Annotated in this window: 1 protein-coding gene and 2 pseudogenes; all 3 read left to right on the top strand. The window is 73.6% G+C overall.

Translation table 11 applies throughout. The annotated features are described in order from the left end of the window. Positions 1-26: 26 nt before the first annotated feature. Positions 27-13,502 (top strand): SDR family NAD(P)-dependent oxidoreductase, encoded by a 13,476-nt coding sequence (locus ACZ499_RS25730; protein WP_468678284.1) that lies wholly within the window; start codon positions 27-29, stop codon positions 13,500-13,502. Continuing rightward, positions 13,499-16,723, top strand: a pseudogene (locus ACZ499_RS25725) (non-ribosomal peptide synthetase); the annotation flags it as partial. The gene ACZ499_RS25730 and the pseudogene ACZ499_RS25725, both read left to right, overlap by 4 nt. 96 nt (positions 16,724-16,819) lie before the next feature. Further along, a pseudogene (locus tag ACZ499_RS25720) lies at positions 16,820-19,615 on the top strand (non-ribosomal peptide synthetase); the annotation flags it as partial. Positions 19,616-19,658: the final 43 nt, after the last annotated feature.

The following is a 19,658-nucleotide window of genomic DNA, read 5'->3' as shown; positions in this document are numbered from 1 at the left end:
ACCGGGGAACAGGTACTAAGATCCCGATGAAGCGTGACCTGCAACGGTTCTTGCGAGAGACGCTGAGCGGCGTCCTGGGAACCGATCTGGCCACCAGCTCCGACAGCGTTGCCCTCGTGGAGCTGGGGCTCGACTCGATCAGCTGCGTCGTGTGGCTGCGCGAGGTCAACCGGACCTTCGGGCTTTCCCTCACGGTGGCCGAGGTATGCGGTCACCCCACTTTCGGCGAGCTGGCCACCCTCATCCAGGGGGCCATGGGAGATCTGATGAGTGTCACGAGCCCTCGGTCTTCGGCTGCCCAGGTGGCCTCGTACCTGCGGCAGAGCCTGGCCGACGAGCTGGAGCTGGCGGAGCCGGACATCGATGACGACGCGCCGTTCGTCGAGCTGGGCCTGGACTCCATCACCGGCGTCACCTGGACCCGCAAGCTGAACACGCACTTCCAGCTGTCGCTCTCCGCGACGCAGGTCTACAGCCACCCGACGATCGCCGAACTGGCCGAGCACCTGGTGGGATGCCTGGGCGGTACGGGTGCGCCGACGGCGGCCGAGGAGGCCGCCGCCCCGGCCCCCGCTCCCGCCCCGGAGTCCGCTCCCGCCCCGGAGTCCGAGGCCGCGCACGAGGGCGGCACCGGTGACGAGGAGCGAGCCGCGCTCGCCTCCTGGCTGCGCGCGAGCCTCGCCAAGGAGCTGGAGCTGGACGAGGCCGACCTCGACGACGAGACGCCGTTCGTCGAGCTGGGCCTGGACTCCATCACCGGCGTCACCTGGACGCGGTCCATCAACACCCGCCTCCAGCTGTCGCTCTCGGCGACCACGGTGTACGGCCACCCGACCGTCGCCGCACTCGCCGCGTACCTCGCGGACGAGCAGCGGGCGGCGCTCCCGGCCGAGCCGGCGGTGGTCGACGTGTCGGTGGTTGAGGCGACCGTCGAGCCGGAGCCGGAGCCGGAGCCGGAGCCGGAGCCGGAGCCCGAACCCGTACGCGTATCCACGCCCCGCCCGGCCGTCGACCTCGTCGACATCGCCGTCGTCGGGATGTCCGGCGCCTTCCCCAAGGCGGAGAACCTGGACGAGTTCTGGCGGAACATCGTCGAGGGGCGCGACTGCGTCTCCGAGGTACCGGGCTCGCGGTGGTCCGTCGAGACGTTCTACGACGAGCGGCCCGGCACGCCCGGCAAGTCCTACAGCAAGTGGATGGGCGTGCTGGAGCACGCCGACCGCTTCGACCCGCTGTTCTTCGGCATCTCGCCCGGCGAGGCGGAGTACATGGACCCGCAGCAGCGGGTCCTGCTCCAGGAGAGCTGGCGGTGCGTCGAGGAGGCCGGGTACAACCCCGAGGCGCTCTCCGGTACCCAGTGCGGAGTCTTCGTCGGCTGCTCGGTCAACGGCTACGGCGGACGACTCGACGAGACCGAGCTGAGCGCCCACCAGAACCTCGGCAGCAACAGCGCGATCCTGGCCAGCCGGATCTCGTACACCCTGAACCTCAAGGGCCCCTGCCTGTCGATCGACACCTCGTGCTCGTCGTCGCTGGTGGCGATCGCCGCCGCGTGCGACAGCCTGGTCCTCGGCGCCAGTGACACGGCGCTGGCGGGCGGCGTCTGGGTCATCCCCGGCCCCGGCGTCCACGTGGCGATGAGCCAGCTGCGCGCCCTCTCCCCGAACGGCCGCTGCCACGCCTTCGACGAGGGCGCCAACGGGTTCGTCCCGGCCGAGGGCGTCGGGGTCCTGCTGCTCAAGCGGCTCGCCGACGCGCAGGCCGACGGCGACCGCATCCACGCCGTGATCAAGGGCTGGGGAGTCAACCAGGACGGCAAGTCCAACGGCATCACCGCCCCCAACGCCGACGCGCAGACCCAGCTCCAGCGGCGGGTGTACGACAGGTTCGGCATCGACCCGGCGGACATCCGGCTGGTCGAGGCGCACGGCACGGGCACCGCGCTCGGCGACCCGGTGGAGATCGACGGCCTGGTCGGAAGCTTCGGCGCGCACACCGAGGAGCGCGGCTACTGCGCGATCGGCTCGGTCAAGAGCAACATCGGCCACAGCGCCTGCGCCGCCGGTGTCGCCAGCACCCTCAAGGCCGTGCTCGCCCTCAAGCACAGGACTCTGCCGCCGACGATCCAGTACGACCGCCTCAACGAGCACATCGACCTGAGCGACACCCCGTTCTACGTCAACACCGAGGTGCGCGACTGGCCGGAGCGGGACGCCAACTCCCGTATGGCGGCGGTGAGTTCGTTCGGCTACAGCGGCACCAACGCCCATCTCGTGGTCGCCGAGGCCCCGCCGGTCGCCGTAGGGGCCGACGAGCCGGGTGCCCGGCTGATCGCCCTGTCCGCGCGCACCGCCGACCAGCTCGACCGGCAGGCGCGGCAGCTCCTCGCGCACCTGGATGCCGACCCGGCGCAGAGCCTGCGCGCGCTCAGTCACACGCTGCTGCTCGGCCGCAAGCACTTCCGCCACCGCCTCGCCCTGGTCGCCACCGCGCCCGGCGACGTGGCCCGCGTCCTGCGCACCTGGCTGGAGACCGGCGCCGACCCGGCGGTCCGCACCGGCGACCGCAAGCCGGAGCGCGCGACGGGAAACCGGTCGACCGTGCCCACGGGGACGGCCGACCAGTTGGGCCGGCGCCACCTGGAGTCGCTGGCGGAGGAGTACGTACAGGGCCGCACCCCGTCGTTCGACGCGCTCTTCGAGGCGGGCCGCCCGGCCCGGACCTCGCTGCCGACGTACCCGTTCGCGACCGACTCGTACTGGCTCGCGGGCCCCTCCGCCGAACCGGCCCGCGACGCCGCCCCCGTGGCCGGTGAGCCGCTGTGGCTGGAGCCGCGCTGGGAGCCCGCGCGGCCGTCCGGCGCCACGGCCGTCCCCGGCGAGCACACCGTCTGGCTCGTCGGACAGGGCATCGACGACACCCTCGCGGACGCGGTGCGCGACCGGCTGCCCGGCTCCACCACCGTGCGCACGCTCGCGACCGGCGCCGACACCCTCGACGCGGACTACCTGCGGCTGACCCGCTCGCTCCTCGCCGGCGTACGGGGCCGTGGCGGAGCCCGCGAGGGCCTGCTCCAGGTGGTCGTGGCGGGATCGGGGGAGTCCCGCGTGCTCGCGGGCGTCTGCGGGCTGCTGCGTACGGTGAGCCTGGAGCACCCCCGGCTGCGCACGCAGTGCGTGGAGTACGCCGACCCGCTGTCGGCCGACGCCCTGGCCCGGCTCGTCCGCGAGTGCGCGGGCGAGGGGGAGCCGGAGGTACGCCAGGCCGACGGTGTGCGTTCCGTGCGCCGCCTGGCCGAAGTGCCCTCCACGGAAGGCGCGTTGAGCACGCCTTGGCGTGCCGGTGGCGTGTATCTGATCACCGGTGGTCTCGGCGGGCTCGGCCTCGTCCTCGCCCGCGAGATCGCCGGAAGCATCGGCCAGGGCGCGCTCGTCCTCGTCGGCCGCTCCGCGCCGGACGCGGCCGCCCGCCGCGCCCTCGCCGCCCTGGCCGAGCCGGGTGTGACGGTCACGTACGAGCGGGCCGACATCGCCGACCGCAGCGCCGTGGACGCGCTCGTCGGCGAGGTGGTCGCGCGCCACGGTGCGATCCACGGCATCGTGCACTGCGCGGGCGTGCTGCGGGACGGGCTGGTCGCCGGGAAGACGGACGACGACGTACGGGCCGTGCTCGCGCCCAAGGTCGCCGGGCTCGTCCACCTCGACGAGGCCACCCGGGACCAGCCGCTCGACCTGCTGCTCTCCTTCTCGTCCACGGTGGCCGCGCTCGGCAACCCCGGGCAGGCGGACTACGCCGCGGCCAACGGCTTCCTCGACGCCTACACCGCCCACCGCAACGAACTGGCCGCACAGGGCCGCCGGTCCGGCCGCGCCGTCAGCATCGGCTGGCCGCTGTGGGCGGACGGCGGGATGCGTCTCGACGCGGCCGGGCTCGACCGGCTGGCGCAGCTCGGGGTCGCCCCGCTGGCCACCCGTGACGGGCTGCGCGCCCTGGACGCGGCCATCGCCTCGGGCCGGGAGCGGACGCTGGTCCTCTCCGGCGACCGTGAGCGACTCCTGGCGCGGCTGTCGGCGCTGATCGCCACGGCGCCGGAGCCGGAGCCGCAGTCAGAGCCGGAGCGGCTGAGCGGCCCGACGCCGCAGGCGTGGCAGGAACTGCTCGTCGCCGAGATATCCGCCCAGCTCAACGTTCCTGTCGAAGAGATCGATGCGGATGGTGAGTTGGGGGAGTACGGGTTTGATTCGATCAGCTTGACCGAGCTGGCGAACCGGCTGAACGAGCGGCACGGTCTGGCGTTGGCCCCGACCGTCTTCTTCGAGTACCGGACCGTCGGCAGCCTCGCGGCACACCTCGTCGACGCGTACGCGCCGGAGATGGCGCGCGTCCACGGCGAGCGGCGGCCGACGCCGGAGCCCGTGCGGACGCCCGCGCCCGCCGCCCCGTCCGAGGGCACCGCTCCCCACCACACGGCTCCGGCCGGCCCCGCCGAACCCATCGCCGTCATCGGCATGAGCGGCAGCTTCCCCCAGGCGCCCGATCTGGCGGCCTTCTGGGAGAACCTGCGCGACGGCAGGGACTGCATCACCGAGATCCCCGGGGACCGTTGGGACTGGCGGGCGATGCACGACGACCCGGCCACGCCCGCGAACAGGCGGCACGTGCGCTGGGGCGGCTTCCTCGACGCCGTCGACCGCTTCGACCCGCTCTTCTTCGGCATCTCGCCGCGCGAGGCCACCGCCATGGACCCGCAGCAGCGGCTGCTGCTCACCCATGTGTGGAACGCCTTGGAGGACGCCGGGCTCGCGCCGTCGAGCCTGGCCGGCACCGACACCGCCGTGCTCGTCGGCACCGCGCCCAGCGGCTACGGCACCCTGGTGCTGAAGGAGCAACAGGGCGAGGACGGGTACGCGGCCACCGGGGTCTCCGGTTCCGTCGGTCCCAACCGGGTCAGCTATCTGCTGGATCTGCACGGCCCGAGCGAGCCGGTCGAGACCGCCTGCTCCAGCTCGCTGGTCGCCCTGCACCGCGCGGTGGAGCTGCTGCGCTCGGGGGCGAGCGGACTCGCCCTGGTGGGCGGCGTGAACACCATCGTCAGCCCCGATCTGCACATCAGCTACAGCCGGGCCGGAATGCTCAGCGAGGACGGCCGCTGCAAGACGTTCGCGGCGGGTGCCGACGGCTATGTGCGCGGCGAGGGCGTGGGCATCCTCGTCCTGAAGCCGCTCGCCGCGGCCGAGCGCGACGGCGACCGCATCCACGGCGTCATCCGCGCCACCGCCGAGAACCACGGCGGCCGTGCCCACTCGCTCACCGCCCCCAATCCGCAGGCGCAGGCCGAACTCCTCAAGTCCGCCTACCGCCAGGCCGGGATCGACCCGCGCACCGTGACGTACGTCGAGGCGCACGGCACCGGCACCGAGCTGGGCGACCCCGTCGAGCTCGGCGGCCTCAAGAGCGCCTTCGCCGCGCTCGCCGAGGAGACGCCGGACGGTCTGGGCGAGCCCGCCCGGTGCGGCATCGGCTCGGTCAAGAGCAACATCGGGCACCTCGAACTGGCCGCGGGCGTGGCCGGGGTGATCAAGACGCTGCTCCAGATGAAGCACGGCGAGCTGGTCGAGAGCCTGCACTGCGCGGAGCTCAACCCCTATCTTGACCTCGCGGACGGCCCCTTCCACGTCGTGCGCGAGCGGACGCCGTGGCGACGGCTGCGGGACGCGGACGGCGCCGGCGTGCCGCGCCGCGCGGGTGTCAGCTCGTTCGGGTTCGGCGGGGTCAACGCCCATGTCGTGCTTGAGGAGTACCGGGGCGGCGAGCCCCGGCGGGAGGCGGCCGAGAGCCGTCCGGCCCTGGTCGTGCTGTCGGCCCGTACGGACGAGCAGCTCACCGGCCGCGCCCGGGACCTGCTGGACCACTTGACGGTACATCAGGTGACGGACACTCAACTCCCTGCCCTCGCCCACACGTTGCAGACCGGCCGTGATGCGATGGAGGAGCGGCTCGCCGTGGCCGTCACCTCGGTGGCGGAGCTGCGCGACCGACTCGCCCGCCTCTTGGGCGGCCATGCGGACGGCTGGCACCGGGGTTCCGCGCCCCGCCGCGCCCCGAAGGCCGCCGGGCGCGACACGGCACGGCTCGCCGCCTCGCACGCCTGGCTGGACGCCCGGGACGACAGCCGCGTACTGGCCGGGTGGGTCACCGGGCACCCGGTCGACTGGCAGCGGCTGTACGGCCCGGGCGCCCGCCCGGAGCGCCTCGGCCTGCCCACCTACCCCTTCGCCGACGAGCACTACTGGCCGGGCCGCACCCGCCGCCCGGCCGCACCGGCCCACCCGCACCCGCTGCTGCACCGGGCCGCGTCCGGCGACGCCGACGGGGCTGAGGCGTACGAGTCGCGCTTCGACGGCAGCGAGCCGTTCCTGCGCGACCACCGCGTCCAGGGCGACCGGGTGCTGCCCGGCGCCGCGCACCTGGAGATGGCGCGCGCCGCGCTCGCCCGGGTGATCGGCCCGGAGCGTGCCGACCGCGTCCGGCTGGCCGATGTCGTGTGGCTGCGCCCCGCCCTCTGCGGGCCGGACGGTCTCGACCTGCGCGTCACCGTGCGCACGACGGCCGAAGGCGCGTACGAGTACACCGTCCACGCCGTCGACCGCGACGGCGTGCGCACCCTGTGCAGCCAGGGCCGGGCGAGCGTGACCGGCGGCGCCGGGAGCCGTCCGCCGCTCCTGGCCGAGCTGCGCGCGCACTGCGCCGAGGCCGCCTTCACGGCCGACGACCTGTATGACCTGTACACGAACGTCGGCATGGAGTACGGCCCGGCCCACCGCTCGCTCGCGGGGCTCGGCGTGGGCACCGACGGCGAAGGGCGGCCGCAGGTCCTGGCCGAGCTGCGCCTTCCGGTGGCGGCCGAGCCCGTGGACCGCTACCGGCTGCACCCCAGCATCGTCGACGGCGCCCTCCAGGCCACCATCGGCCTCGGCCTCACCGCCGCCGCACGCGACGGGCAGGCCGGGCGGCCCGCGCTGCCGTTCGCCCTACAGGGTCTGACGGTGGCGGGCGCGACCCCGGCGACGGCGTACGCCTGGATCCGCCACCAGGACGGCAGCCGCGCCGACGCCCCCTCCGCCAAGCTCGACGTGACCGTCCTCGACGAGCGCGGCGAGGTGTGCGTGGAGCTGACCGGGCTGAGCGCCCGGATGCTGCCGGGCGGCCCCGGCGAGCGGCCCGCGCCGGCACCGGTTCCGCAGGCGGCGCCGGTGACCGCGTCCGCCGACGCGCCCACCGCCGACCGCGCGCTCGAATACATCCGCGAGCAGCTGGCGGCCGCGCTCGAAGTCGCCCCCGAGCGGCTGGACGTGGACACCCCGCTGGAGCACTACGGCATGGACTCCATGATGGCGATGGAGCTCACCCGCCACCTCGAAGGGCCGTTCGGACCGCTGTCCAAGACGCTGTTCTTCGAGGTGCGCACCATCAGGGCGCTGAGCGAGCACTTCCTGGCCGAGTACCCGGAGCAGGTTCGGGCGGCCCTCGGCGCGTCCGGCGCCGACCCGGTGACCACGTCCGCGTCCGCCGCCCCGGTGGAGTCCACCGGCGAGTCCAGCGGCGAGCGCCGTGCCCCGCGTGCGCGCACCGACATCGCCATCGTCGGCGTGAGCGGGCGCTACCCGGAGGCCGAGGACCTCGACGCCTTCTGGCAGAACCTGCGCTCCGGCCGCGACTGCATCCGGGAGGTCCCGCGGAGCCGCTGGGACCACCGGGAGCACCCGGGTGGCAAGTGGGGCGGTTTCCTCGACGGCGTCGACCGGTTCGACCCGCTGTTCTTCCACATCTCGCCGCGCGAGGCCGAGTACCTGGACCCGCAGGAGCGCCTGTTCCTCCAGTGCGTGCACCACACCCTGGAGGACGCCGGATACACCGGCGCGAACCTGGCCCCGGCTGGCAAGGTGGGGGTGTTCGTCGGTGTGATGTACGAGGAGTACCAGCTCCACGGCGCACAGGCGCAGGCGCGCGGGCAGCACGTCGCCCTGTCGGGCAGCCCCTCCTCCATCGCCAACCGCGTCTCGTACTTCTACGACTTCCACGGGCCGAGCATGGCCGTGGACACCATGTGCTCGTCGTCGCTGACCGCGATCCACCTCGCCTGCGAGGCGATCCGCAGCGGTCAGTGCGAATCGGCGGTGGCGGGCGGCGTGAACGTCAGCGTCCACCCCAACAAGTATCTGATGCTCAGTCAGGGCAAGTTCACGGCGAGCGACGGGCACTGCCGCAGCTTCGGCGAGGGCGGCGACGGCTATGTGCCCGGCGAGGGCGTCGGCGCGGTCCTGCTGAAGCCGCTGGACCGGGCGATCGCCGACGGCGACCACATCCACGCCGTCATCAAGGGCACCGCGCTCAACCATGGCGGGCGCACCCACGGCTTCTCCGTGCCGAGCCCGGTGGCGCAGGGCGAGGTCATCGCGGCGGCGCTGGCCGAGGCCGAGGTCTCCCCGGCCGCGCTGAGCTACCTCGAAGCCCATGGCACCGGCACCGCGCTCGGCGACCCGATCGAGATCGCGGGCCTGGTCAAGGCGTTCCGCACGGCCGGTGGCAGCGCGCTGCCGCAGGGCCTGGCGATCGGCTCGGTCAAGTCCAACATCGGCCACTGCGAGAGCGCGGCGGGCATCGCCGCGGTCACCAAGGTGCTGCTCCAGCTCAAGCACCGCGAGCTGGTGCCGAGCCTGCACTCGGCCGTGCCCAACCCGCACATCGACTTCGAGCGGACGCCCTTCCGGGTCCAGCAGCACCTGGAGCCGTGGCACCGCCCGACGCTGGTCGTCGGCGGCGAGGAGCGCGAACTGCCGCGCGTGGCCGGGGTGTCGAGTTTCGGCGCGGGCGGCTCCAACGCCCATGTGATCCTCGCCGAGTACGAGCCGGAGGCCACGCGCTACGAGGTGCCCGCCGACGGGACCCGGCCGGTGGCCGTGGTGCTGTCTGCGATGAGCGAGCAGCAGCTCGTCCAGCAGGCTCGCCGACTACGGGCCCGCGCCGATGAGTTGGGCGACACCGACCTCGCGGCCGTCGCCTGGACGCTCCAGACCGGCCGTGTCGCGCTCGATGAGCGCCTCGCCTTCACCGCGACCTCGATGGAGTCCCTCAGACAGCACCTGGACGCCTTCGTCACCGACCCCGCCGCGCCCGGCACCGGGCTGCGCGGGACCGTACGGCCCGACGGTGACGTGCCGCGCGAGTCGGCCGGGACCGTCCGCGCCTGGTGGGAGCGGGGGCGGTACGACGAGGTCCTGGCCCGCTGGGTGCGTGGCCTCGCGGTCGACTGGGCGCCGCTGTACGGGACGGACGCGCCGGTGCGGCGCGTGAGCCTGCCGGGCTACCCGTTCGCCCGCGAGCGCTACTGGCTCGACACCGAGGACGCTGTGGCCGTACCGGCCCAGCCGCGCCACGACGAGCTGCTGCTTCTGCGGCCGGTGTGGGAAGAGGCCGCCGGAGCGGACGCGGTCGCGTCCGAGGAGTACGCCGAGCGCCATGTCGTCCTGATCGGCTCACCCGACGCCGCCGGGCGGGACGCGTACGCGGCCGCGCTCGCCGGGACGACCGCCTTCGAGGTGGTGGAGCCGGGCGAGGAGCCGCTGGACGCCCAGTACTTGGACGTGACCCGGCAGGTGTTCGCCCTGACCCGTGAGCTCCTGGCGAGCGGTCCGCGCCGACCCGTGCTGCTCCAGGTGGTCGTGGTGGGCAGCGGCGGCGCCGCGGAGTGCTTCGGCGGGCTCACCGGGCTCCTGAAGACGGCCCAGCTGGAGAACCCCCGGCTGCGCACCCAGTACCTCGACTGCCTCGACGGGGCTCCGGCCCCGGCCGTCGCCGCCCGGCTGCTCGCCGAGGCGGGCCGCGCGACCGATCCCGAAGTGCGCTACCGGGACGGGCGGCGGTATGTGCGGCGCTTGGACGAAGTGGCGCCCGCGCGCCCGGCGGCGGCGCCGTGGCGCACCGGGGGCGTCTATCTGATCACCGGTGGCGCCGGGGCCCTGGGCCTCGTCGCGGCGCGTGAGATCGCCGACGGCGTCGAGCACGCCACGGTCGTCCTCACCGGCCGTTCCCCGCTGGACGCGGAGCAGTCGCGCGCGCTCGACGCCCTGCGGGCGGCCGGGCTGCGCGTCGACCACCGGCGGGTGGACGTCACCGACCGCCCGGCGGTGGACGGGCTGATGGCATACGTCGAAGCCACCCACGGGCCGCTGACCGGCATCGTGCACAGCGCCGGTGTGCTGAGCGACGACTTCATCGTCAGGAAGACGCCCGAGGAGCTGGCTCGCGTGCTGGCCCCCAAGGTGTCCGGCCTGGTCAACCTGGACGAGGCGAGCAAGGGCCACCCGCTGGAGCTCTTCTGCTGCTTCTCGTCCACCAGCGGCGCCTTCGGCAACCCCGGGCAGGCCGACTACGCGGCCGCCAACGCCTTCATGGACGCCTACGCGGCCCACCGCAACCGCCTCGTCGGCGCCGGGCTGCGGCACGGAACGACGCTCTCCGTCAACTGGCCGCTCTGGGAGGACGGTGGCATGCAGGTCAACGACGCGACCAGGGAACAGCTCCGGCAGATGGACCTGGCGCCCCTGGACACCGGCAGCGCCCTGCACGCCCTCCGGGTCGGGGCGGCCGCGCACGACAACGGCCTGGACGACGGCCGCCTCGTGGTCGTCGCGGGCAACCGCGAGGCACTGCTGCCGAGGCTGACGGCACGTCATGAGACAACTGGGGAAGGGGAATCGGTGCAGCAGGAGCAGCCCATACGGGGCGCCGACCGCGCGCTCGTGGACCGTACCGTCCGCTACCTGAGGCAGCTGCTCGCCGGGGCCCTCAAGCTGGGCGTCGAGCGGCTCGACGCCGACACGGCGCTGGAGCGGTACGGCATGGACTCGGTGGTGGCGACCGATCTGATCGCCCGCCTGGAGGAGAGCTTCGGTCCGCTCTCGAAGACCCTGTTCTTCGAGATCCAGACGGTCCGCGCGCTGGCGGAGCACTTCGTGGCCGAGTACGAGGGCGTGCTGCGGACGATGTTCGGCGAGCCCGGCGCGCCGCGCCCGGCCCCGAGCACCGCCGGGCCCGCCGAGCCCGTGCGTGCGGTGGCGACCGTCGCGGCCGTGGCCGACCGGTCCCCGCGCCCCGGGCCCGCGCCCATGGACCAGGACGTCGCGATCATCGGGATCAGCGGGCGCTACCCGCAGGCCGCCGACCTGGACGCGTTCTGGGGGAACCTGCGGTCCGGCAAGGACAGCGTCACCGAGGTGCCGGCCGAGCGCTGGGACCACGACGCGCTGTTCGACACGGACCGGGACGCGCCCGGCCGCACCTACTGCCGCTGGGGCGGCTTCCTCGACGGGATCGACCGGTTCGACCCGCTGTTCTTCGGCATCTCGCCCCGCGAGGCCGAGACGATGGACCCGCAGCAGCGGCTCTTCCTGGAGACGGTGTGGGAGCTGCTTGAGGGAGCCGGGGTCACCCAGGACGCCATCGAGCGGCGCTACGGTCGCCGGGTCGGTGTGTACGTCGGCTCGATGTACCAGATGTACCGGGCCGACGAGGGGGACGTGCCGCGCGCGGCGCTGACCTCGGCGACCTCATACAACATGATCGCCAACCGCGTCTCGTACTTCTTCGGGCTCGAAGGCCCGAGCCTGGCCGTGGACAGCATGTGCTCGTCCTCGGCCCAGGCGATCCACCTCGCCTGCGCGGACCTGCTGCGCGGGGAGAGCGAGCTGGCGATCGCGGGTGGGGTGAACCTCACCGTCCACCCGGACAAGTACCTCGCGCTCACCCAGGCGCAGCTCCTGGGCAGTCACCCGGGCAGCCGCAGCTTCCGCGACGGCGACGGATATCTGCCGGCCGAGGCCGTCGGAGCGGTGCTGCTGAAGCCGCTGGCCGCCGCGCTGCGCGACGGCGACACCGTGCACGCGGTCGTCAAGGGAAGCGCCTCGCTGCACGGCGGCCGGGCCAACGGCTTCATGACGCCCAGTCACCGCACCCAGGTCGCCGTGATGCGGCGGGCGTTGGAGCGGGCCGGTGCGGCACCCGAGTCCATCGGTTACGTGGAGGCGGCGGCCAACGGGTCGGCGCTGGGTGACGCCGTCGAGTTCAGCGCGCTGCGCGAGGTCTTCGGCGCGGTGCCCGAGCCGGTCGCGCTCGGTTCGGTGAAGTCCAACCTCGGCCACCCCGAGGCGGCCTCCGGCATCGCCCAGCTGACCAAGGTGGTGCTCCAGCTGCGTCATCAGGAGATCGCCCCGCTGGTCGAGGGCGGCACCGCCAACCCGAACCTCGACTTCGAGGCCGCGCCCTTCGTGCTGTCCGAGCGGCTCGCGCCGTGGCAGCCGCGCCCGGCCGAGGGGCAGGGCGTCCGCCGCAGTCTCATCAACTCCGTCGGTGCGGGCGGCAGTTACGTCAGCCTGGTCGTCGAAGAGGGCCCGGCGGCGGTCGTCGAACCGGCGGCAGGCGAGGGCGGGCCGCAGCTCGTGGTGGTCTCGGCCAAGGACCCCGAGCGGCTGCGCGACACGGCCCGCCGGCTCCTCGACTTCGTCGACCGTGAGGTTTCCACCGACCTCGCGGACCTCGCGTACACCCTCCAGACCGGGCGCGAGGCGCTTCCCGAGCGGTTCGCGGCCGTCGTGGGCTCGCGGGCCGAGCTGCGCGCCGCACTCGCCCGCCATCTCGGTGAGGCGGACGCCGCCGAGGTGCTCGGAGTCCAGGTCCACGCGGGCAACGCCGCGGACGGAGCCAATCCGCTGACCGCCCTGCTCTCCGGTGCGCGCGGCGAGGCGTTCGTCGCCGCGCTGGTCGCTGACGGTGACCTGGACCGGCTCGCCGGGCTGTGGGTCGGCGGCGCCAAGGTCGACTGGAACGCTCTGCACGCGGGTCGGCCCCGCAGGCGGGTCACCCTGCCGACCACGCCGTTCCGGCGCAAGCGGTACTGGATCGGCCGCACCTGGCAGCAGCCGCGCCCGGACGGGCAGCAGGTGCTCGGCACCGGGCAGCAGCCTCGGCGGGACGAGCGGCCGGTGGCCGACGAGGCCCCGCAGCCGCGCGAGGCCGCGCGGGCCCCGCAGCCGTCCGAGGTACGGCAGGCGCCCGACGACCTGACCGGCTACCTCGCGGGCTTCTTCACCGAAGCCCTGGGCCTGGGCGCGGGCGAACTGCCCGCCGACAAGGACCTGCACGGCTTCGGCGTGGACTCCATCCTCTGGTCGCGGCTCCAGCGCCGGGTCGAGGCCGACCTCGGCCTGCGCCTGTCCACCCGCGACCTCCTGGAGGGCGGCACCCTCGAACGCATCGCGGCCCGCCTCACCGAGCTCCGCGCCGCGACCGGCGCCGCCGAGCCCGCCACCGACCCGGCCCCCGGCCCGGGTCCGGACACCGAAGACCCCCGTGCCGCCAAGGCCCGGGCGCTGGAGCAGTTCCGGCAGGGGCACGTCAGCCTCGAAGATCTGAAGGCACTCATGAAGGAAGCACCGAGCGCGTGAACGAGGATCAGATACTGGCGGGCTTCAAGGCGGGCACCCTCTCCGCCGACGACGTTCTCGCCTTCTACGAAGAGCTCCAGCGGCACGCGGCCGAGCGCCCACTCTCAGAGGGCCAGAAGGGTCTGTGGCTGCTGCACCGGCTGCGGCCCGACGCGGACGTCTACAACGTCCCGGTCTGCTTCCGCACCGACGCGCCCCTCGACGTCGGCCGGCTGCGCCGGGCCTTCGCCCTGGTGGTGGCGGCCCACGGCCAGCTGTCGAGCGCGGTGACGGAGGAGGACGGCGTGCCGTACCTCGTCGCCCGCCCCGACCGGCCGGTCCACTTCCGCCACGAGCGGGTGCCGGGCCTGTCCGAGGACGCGCTGCTCGCCGAGGTGCGCCGGGCGGCGAAGACCCCGTTCGACCTGGCGTCGGACCCGCTGGCGCGGGCGTACGTCTACGAGACGGACGCCCCCGGGGCGGTCGTCCTGCTGGTCTTCCACCACCTCGTCTTCGACGGCGCCTCCACCCCGCTGTTCCTGCGGGACCTGGCGTCGGCGTACGAGACGCTGGGGCGCGGCGCCGACTGGAGCTCGCCCGCGCCGGACGTGTACGACGAGTTCGTCCGATGGGAGCAGTCCTTCCTCGACGGGCCCGAGGGCGCGCGCCACCGCGCGTTCTGGCAGCGGACGCTGGCGGGCGACCTGCCCGTGCTCCGCCTCGGCGTCGAGCGCGCCCCCGCCCCCGGCACGCCGGTGCTCGGCCGGACCGCCTCGCTCGCGCTCTCCGGCGCGGCCGGCGACCGGGTGCGCACCTGGTGCGCGGCGAGCGGAGTGCGGCCCGCCGTGCTCTTCCTCGCGGTGTACGAACTGCTGCTGCACCGCTACAGCGGCGAACGGGACCTGATCGTCGGTGTGCCGTCGATGGGCCGCCCGGACCTCGCGTACGCCGACTCCGTGGGCTACTTCGTCAACATGGTGCCGGTGCGGTTCGGGCCGCGGGAGGACGTGCCGTTCCGCGACTACGTGCGCGAGCTCTCGCTGGTCCTGGCCGATGGACTCGATCACGCCGGATACCCGTTCCCGCGCATGGTGCAGGACCTGAACCTCCAGTCCGACCCGGACTCCTCGCCGGTCTTCCAGGTCTCCTACGTCTTCCAGAACCAGCGCATGATGCACGTCGCGGACGAGGTGCTCGGCCTGGAGCTCGCGCGGTCGATGCGGTTCGTCGAAGGGATCTCGCAGGAGGGGGAGTTCAAGCTCCACCTGGAGGTCTACGAGAACGCCGACGACTACGCGCTGCACCTGAAGTACGACGCCCGGCGCTTCGAGACCGCCGACGTCGAGCGGTTCCTCGGCCACTACCAGCGGCTCCTGGACTCGCTGCTCGACGGCCCCGAGCGACCGCTGTCGGCCGCCTCGCACCTGTCGGACGAGGAGCGGCACCGGCTGCTCGTGGAGTGGAACGACACCCGGCGCCCCTACTCCGACGACAGCTCCCTGCCCGAGCTGCTCGACGCCGCCGTGGCGCGCCACGGCGACCGCACCGCCGTCGTGTTCGGCGAGCGCTCCCTGACGTATGCCGAGCTCGGCGCGCGGATCGACGAGGTCGCCGCCGAGCTGCGCGGGCGCGGCGTCACCGCGGACACCGTGGTCGGCGTCTGCATGGAGCGGTCCGTCGAGATGGTGGTCGCCCTGTGGGCGGTCATGAAGGCGGGCGGCGCCTATCTGCCGCTGGAGCCGGGATACCCGGCCGACCGCGTCGCGTACATGATCGAGGACTCGGGCGCCCAACTGGTGCTCGGGCAGCGGCACGTGACGGGCGACGGCCTGTCCGCCGCCCGCGAGGTGCTGTACCTGGACCGCGAGGGCCGCGTCGAGGGCGCCACGTCCGAGCGGGCCGTCGCGGGACGCTGCGCCGCCACCGCGCGAAGCCTGGCGTACGTCATCTACACCTCCGGCTCCACCGGCCGCCCCAAGGGCGTGATGGTCGAGCACCGGGCGGCCGTGAACCGCATCGAGTGGATGCAGAACGCGTACCGCCTGGACGTGGACGACGTCGTGCTGCAGAAGACGCCGTTCAGCTTCGACGTGTCGGTGTGGGAGTTCGTCTGGCCGCTCCTCAACGGAGCCCGGCTGGTCGTCGCCGAGCCCGAGGGCCACAAGGATCCCGACTACCTGGTGTCGCTGATCCGCCGCACCGGTGTGACGACCCTGCACTTCGTGCCCTCCATGCTGCGCCTGATGGTGCAGAACGACGGCTGGGCGCGGTGCGCATCGGTGCGCCGGGTGTTCTGCAGTGGCGAGGCCCTGCCGCCCGAGCTGCCGCCGCGCCACTACGCGGTGCACCGCGCGCCGCTGCACAACCTGTACGGCCCGACCGAGGCCGCCATCGACGTCAGCCACTGGACCTGCCCGCCGGGCGAGGGGGCGCGCCCGGTCCCGATCGGCCGTCCGATCCAGAACATCCAGCTCCATGTGCTCGACGGCTTCGGCCAGTTGGCGGCGGTCGGCTGCGCCGGAGAGCTGCACATCGCCGGTGACGGTCTGGCCCGGGGTTACCTCAACAACCCGGACCTGACCCGGGAGCGGTTCGTGCCGAACCCGTTCGCCACGGTTCCCGGTGCCCGGATGTACCGCACCGGCGATCTCGTACGGCGCCTCGCGGACGGCACCCTGGAGTTCCTCGGCCGGATCGACAACCAGGTCAAGGTGCGCGGCTTCCGCATCGAGCTCGACGAGATCGAGGCCCGGCTCGGCGCCCACCCCGAAGTGCGCGCGTGTGCGGTGCTGGCCCGCGAGGACAGCCCCGGCGACCCCCGCCTGGTCGGCTACGTGGTGCTCGATGCGGGCTTCGACGAGGTGCCCGGCCGCGACCACCACGCCGAGCTGCTCGCCCACCTCAAGGACGCGCTGCCCGACTACATGGTCCCCGGCGCCCTGGTCCGCCTGGACGCGCTGCCCGTCACCGCCAACGGCAAGCTCGACCGCAAGGCGCTGCCCGCCCCCGACGCCGGTGCGTACGCGGTGCGCGCCTACGTCGCCCCGCGCACCCCGGCCGAGGAGGTCCTGGTCGGGATCTGCGCCGAGCTGCTCGGGTTCGCGGCGGACCGGATCAGCGTCGAGGACAACTTCTTCGCGCTGGGCGGGCATTCGCTGCTCATCCCCAAGCTCACCGCGCGGCTGACCGCCGCCGGGCTCCACTGCGACCTGCCCGCGGTCTTCGCGGCGGCCACGCTGGCGGAGCTCGCCGCGTCCGTCGACGGCAGCGGCGCGGCGGACACCTTCGTGGTCCCGGCCGCGCGCGTCCCCGAGGGCAGCACCCGGATCACGCCCGACATGCTGCCGCTGGTGGAGCTGACCGAGGACGAGCTGGCGGCGGTCGTCGCGGCCGTGCCCGGCGGCGCCGCCAACCTCCAGGACGTCTACCCGCTGGCCGCCCTCCAGGAGGGCATGCTCTTCCACCACCTCAAGGAGAGCGGCCGCGACCCGTACGTGCTGTCCGGGGTGTTCTCCTTCGACAGCCGCGACCACCTGGACCGCTTCGCCGACGCCCTGCGCGCGGTGATCGCCCGGCACGACGCGCTGCGCACCGCGATCCTCACCGACGGTCTTGCGCAGCCCGTGCAGGTCGTCGTCCGGCACGCCGAACTCACCGTGGACGAGTTGGCGGTGACCCCCGGCAGCTCCGCGGCGGACGAGATCGAGCAGCTGCTGGCCGGTTCGCAGGCGATGCGCCTGGACCGGGCGCCGCTGATCCGGCTGCGCGCGGCCCGCGACCCGCGGAGCGGGCAGTGGTCCGCGGTGCTCAATCTGCACCACGTCATCGACGACGCCACCTCCCTCGGCTTCCTGTTCAAGGAGCTCGTGGCGCACATGACGGGCCGCGCCGCCGAGCTGGCCGCCCCCGAGCCGTACCGCAACTTCATCGCGCACGCCGCCCACCGGGCCGAGGTCCTGGACCCGGCGGCGTACTTCGGCGAGCGGCTCGGCGACGTCACCGAGCCGACCGTGCTCTTCGGCATGCACGACGTGCACGGCGACGGGCGACGGGTCGCTGATCTGCGCAAGCCGCTCGATCCGGAGCTCGGCGAGCGGGTCCGCACCCGGGCCAAGGAGCTGCGGGTCAGCCCGGCGACGCTCTTCCACGCGGGCTGGGCGCTGGTCGTCGCGGCCTGCGCCGGGCGCGACGACGTGGTGTTCGGGACCGTCATGTCCGGGCGCCTCCAGGGCCCCCGGGGCATCGAGCGGATGCTTGGCAACTTCATCAACACCCTGCCGGTGCGGCTCGACCTCACCGGGCGTGACGTGCGCGAGCTGGTGGCCGAGACCGACCGTGCGCTGCGCGAGCTGGTGCGCCACGAGCAGACCCCGCTCGCCGTCGCCCACCGCCACAGCGACGTGCCCCGCGACACCCCGCTCTTCAACGCGATCTTCAACTTCCGTCATCTGGAGTCCGACGACCGCATCGACGAGGACGAGCTGGAGCGCGCGGGCGTCAAGTCGCTGGCCGGGGTGATCGAGCGCAGCAACTACCCGGTCGCACTCTCGGTCGACGACCTGGGGCACTCGTTCTCCGTGGACGCGCAGATCGACCAGGCGCAGGACGCCGCCCTGGTCATCGCGTACCTGGAGGCCGCCATGACCGGGCTGCTCGGCGCGCTCGACGCCGAGCAGCCGGTGGCCGCCCTCGACATCTCCGTCCTGCCCGAGGCGATGCGCCGGCGACTGCTCGTCGACGGCAACCGGCGCCCGCGTTCGTACGCCGACGACCGCGCTCTGCACGAGCGGTTCGAGGCGGCCGTCGCCGCGACCCCCGACGCCGTCGCCCTCTGCTACGGCGCCGAGAGCCTCACCTACCGCGAGCTGAACGCCCGCGCCAACCGGCTCGCCCACTATCTGCGCGAGCTGGGCGTCGGCCCGGACGTGCTGGTCGCGCTCTGCCTGCCGCGCAGCGAGCACATCGTGATCGGCCTGCTCGCGGTCCTCAAGGCGGGCGGCGCCTATGTGCCGCTCGACCCGGCATCGCCGGTGGACCGGCTCGGCCATCTGCTCACCGACAGCGCGCCGCGCGCCCTGCTGGTCGACGGACCGCTGCCGGAGGGCCTGCGTGCCCCCGAGGTGCCGGTGGTGGACGTACGGGCCGACGCGGCGCTCTGGGCCGACCGCCCGGACACCGATCTGCCCGCCGCAACCACGGGTCTGACGCCCTCTCATATGGCGTACGTGATCTACACCTCGGGATCGACCGGCACGCCCAAGGGCGTGATGGTCGAACACCGCAACGCGACCCGGCTGTTCACCGCCACCGAGCCGTGGTTCGGCTTCGGCCGTGACGACGTGTGGACGCTGTTCCATTCGTTCGCCTTCGACTTCTCCGTGTGGGAGATCTGGGGCGCGCTGCTGCACGGCGGCCGTCTGGTGATCGTGCCGCAGGCCGCCACCCGCAACCCGAAGGACTTCTACGCCCTGCTGTGCGCGGAGGGGGTGACCGTCCTCAACCAGACGCCCAGTGCCTTCCGGCAGCTGATCGCGGCGCAGGGCGACAGCCCGGCCGTGCACCGGCTGCGCACGGTCGTCTTCGGCGGCGAGGCGCTGGACGTGGCCGCCCTCAAGCCGTGGCTGCGCCGCGCGGCCAACAAGGGCACCCGGCTGGTCAACATGTACGGGATCACCGAGACCACCGTGCACGTCACCTACCGGCCGCTCACCGAGGCCGACGCGGAGCTCGCCGTCAGCCCGATCGGCGAGCGGATCCCCGACCTGCGCACCTATGTCCTGGACCGGCACGGGCGGCCCGCCCCCGTCGGCGCGGTGGGCGAGCTGTACGTCGGCGGCGACGGGGTGGCCCGCGGCTATCTCAACCGGCCCGAGCTGACCGCCGAGCGCTTCCTCGACGACCCGTTCTGCCCCGCGCCGGGCGCCCGGATGTACCGCACCGGCGACCTGGCCCGGGTGCTGTCCGACGGCACCCTGGAGTACCTGGGCCGCAACGACGACCAGGTGAAGGTGCGCGGCTTCCGCATCGAGCTCGGCGAGATCGAGGCGAAGCTGCTGGCCCACCCGGGCGTCGAGGACGCGCGCGTGGTCGTGCGCGAGTACGGCGAGGGCGACCAGCGCCTGGTGTCCTATGTGGTGCCCTCGGCCGAGCGCGCCCACGCGGTGCGCGAGCTGCTGC

The sequence above is a fragment of the Streptomyces sp. NPDC031265 genome, from assembly GCF_055570295.1.
This window is presented reverse-complemented; position numbering and strand designations above follow the sequence as displayed.

Bases quoted from the DNA above. Each gene is read 5' to 3' on its own strand.
- ACZ499_RS25730 (WP_468678284.1), top strand. From the start codon at position 27: ATGAAGCGTGACCTGCAACGGTTCTTGCGAGAGACGCTGAGCGGCGTC.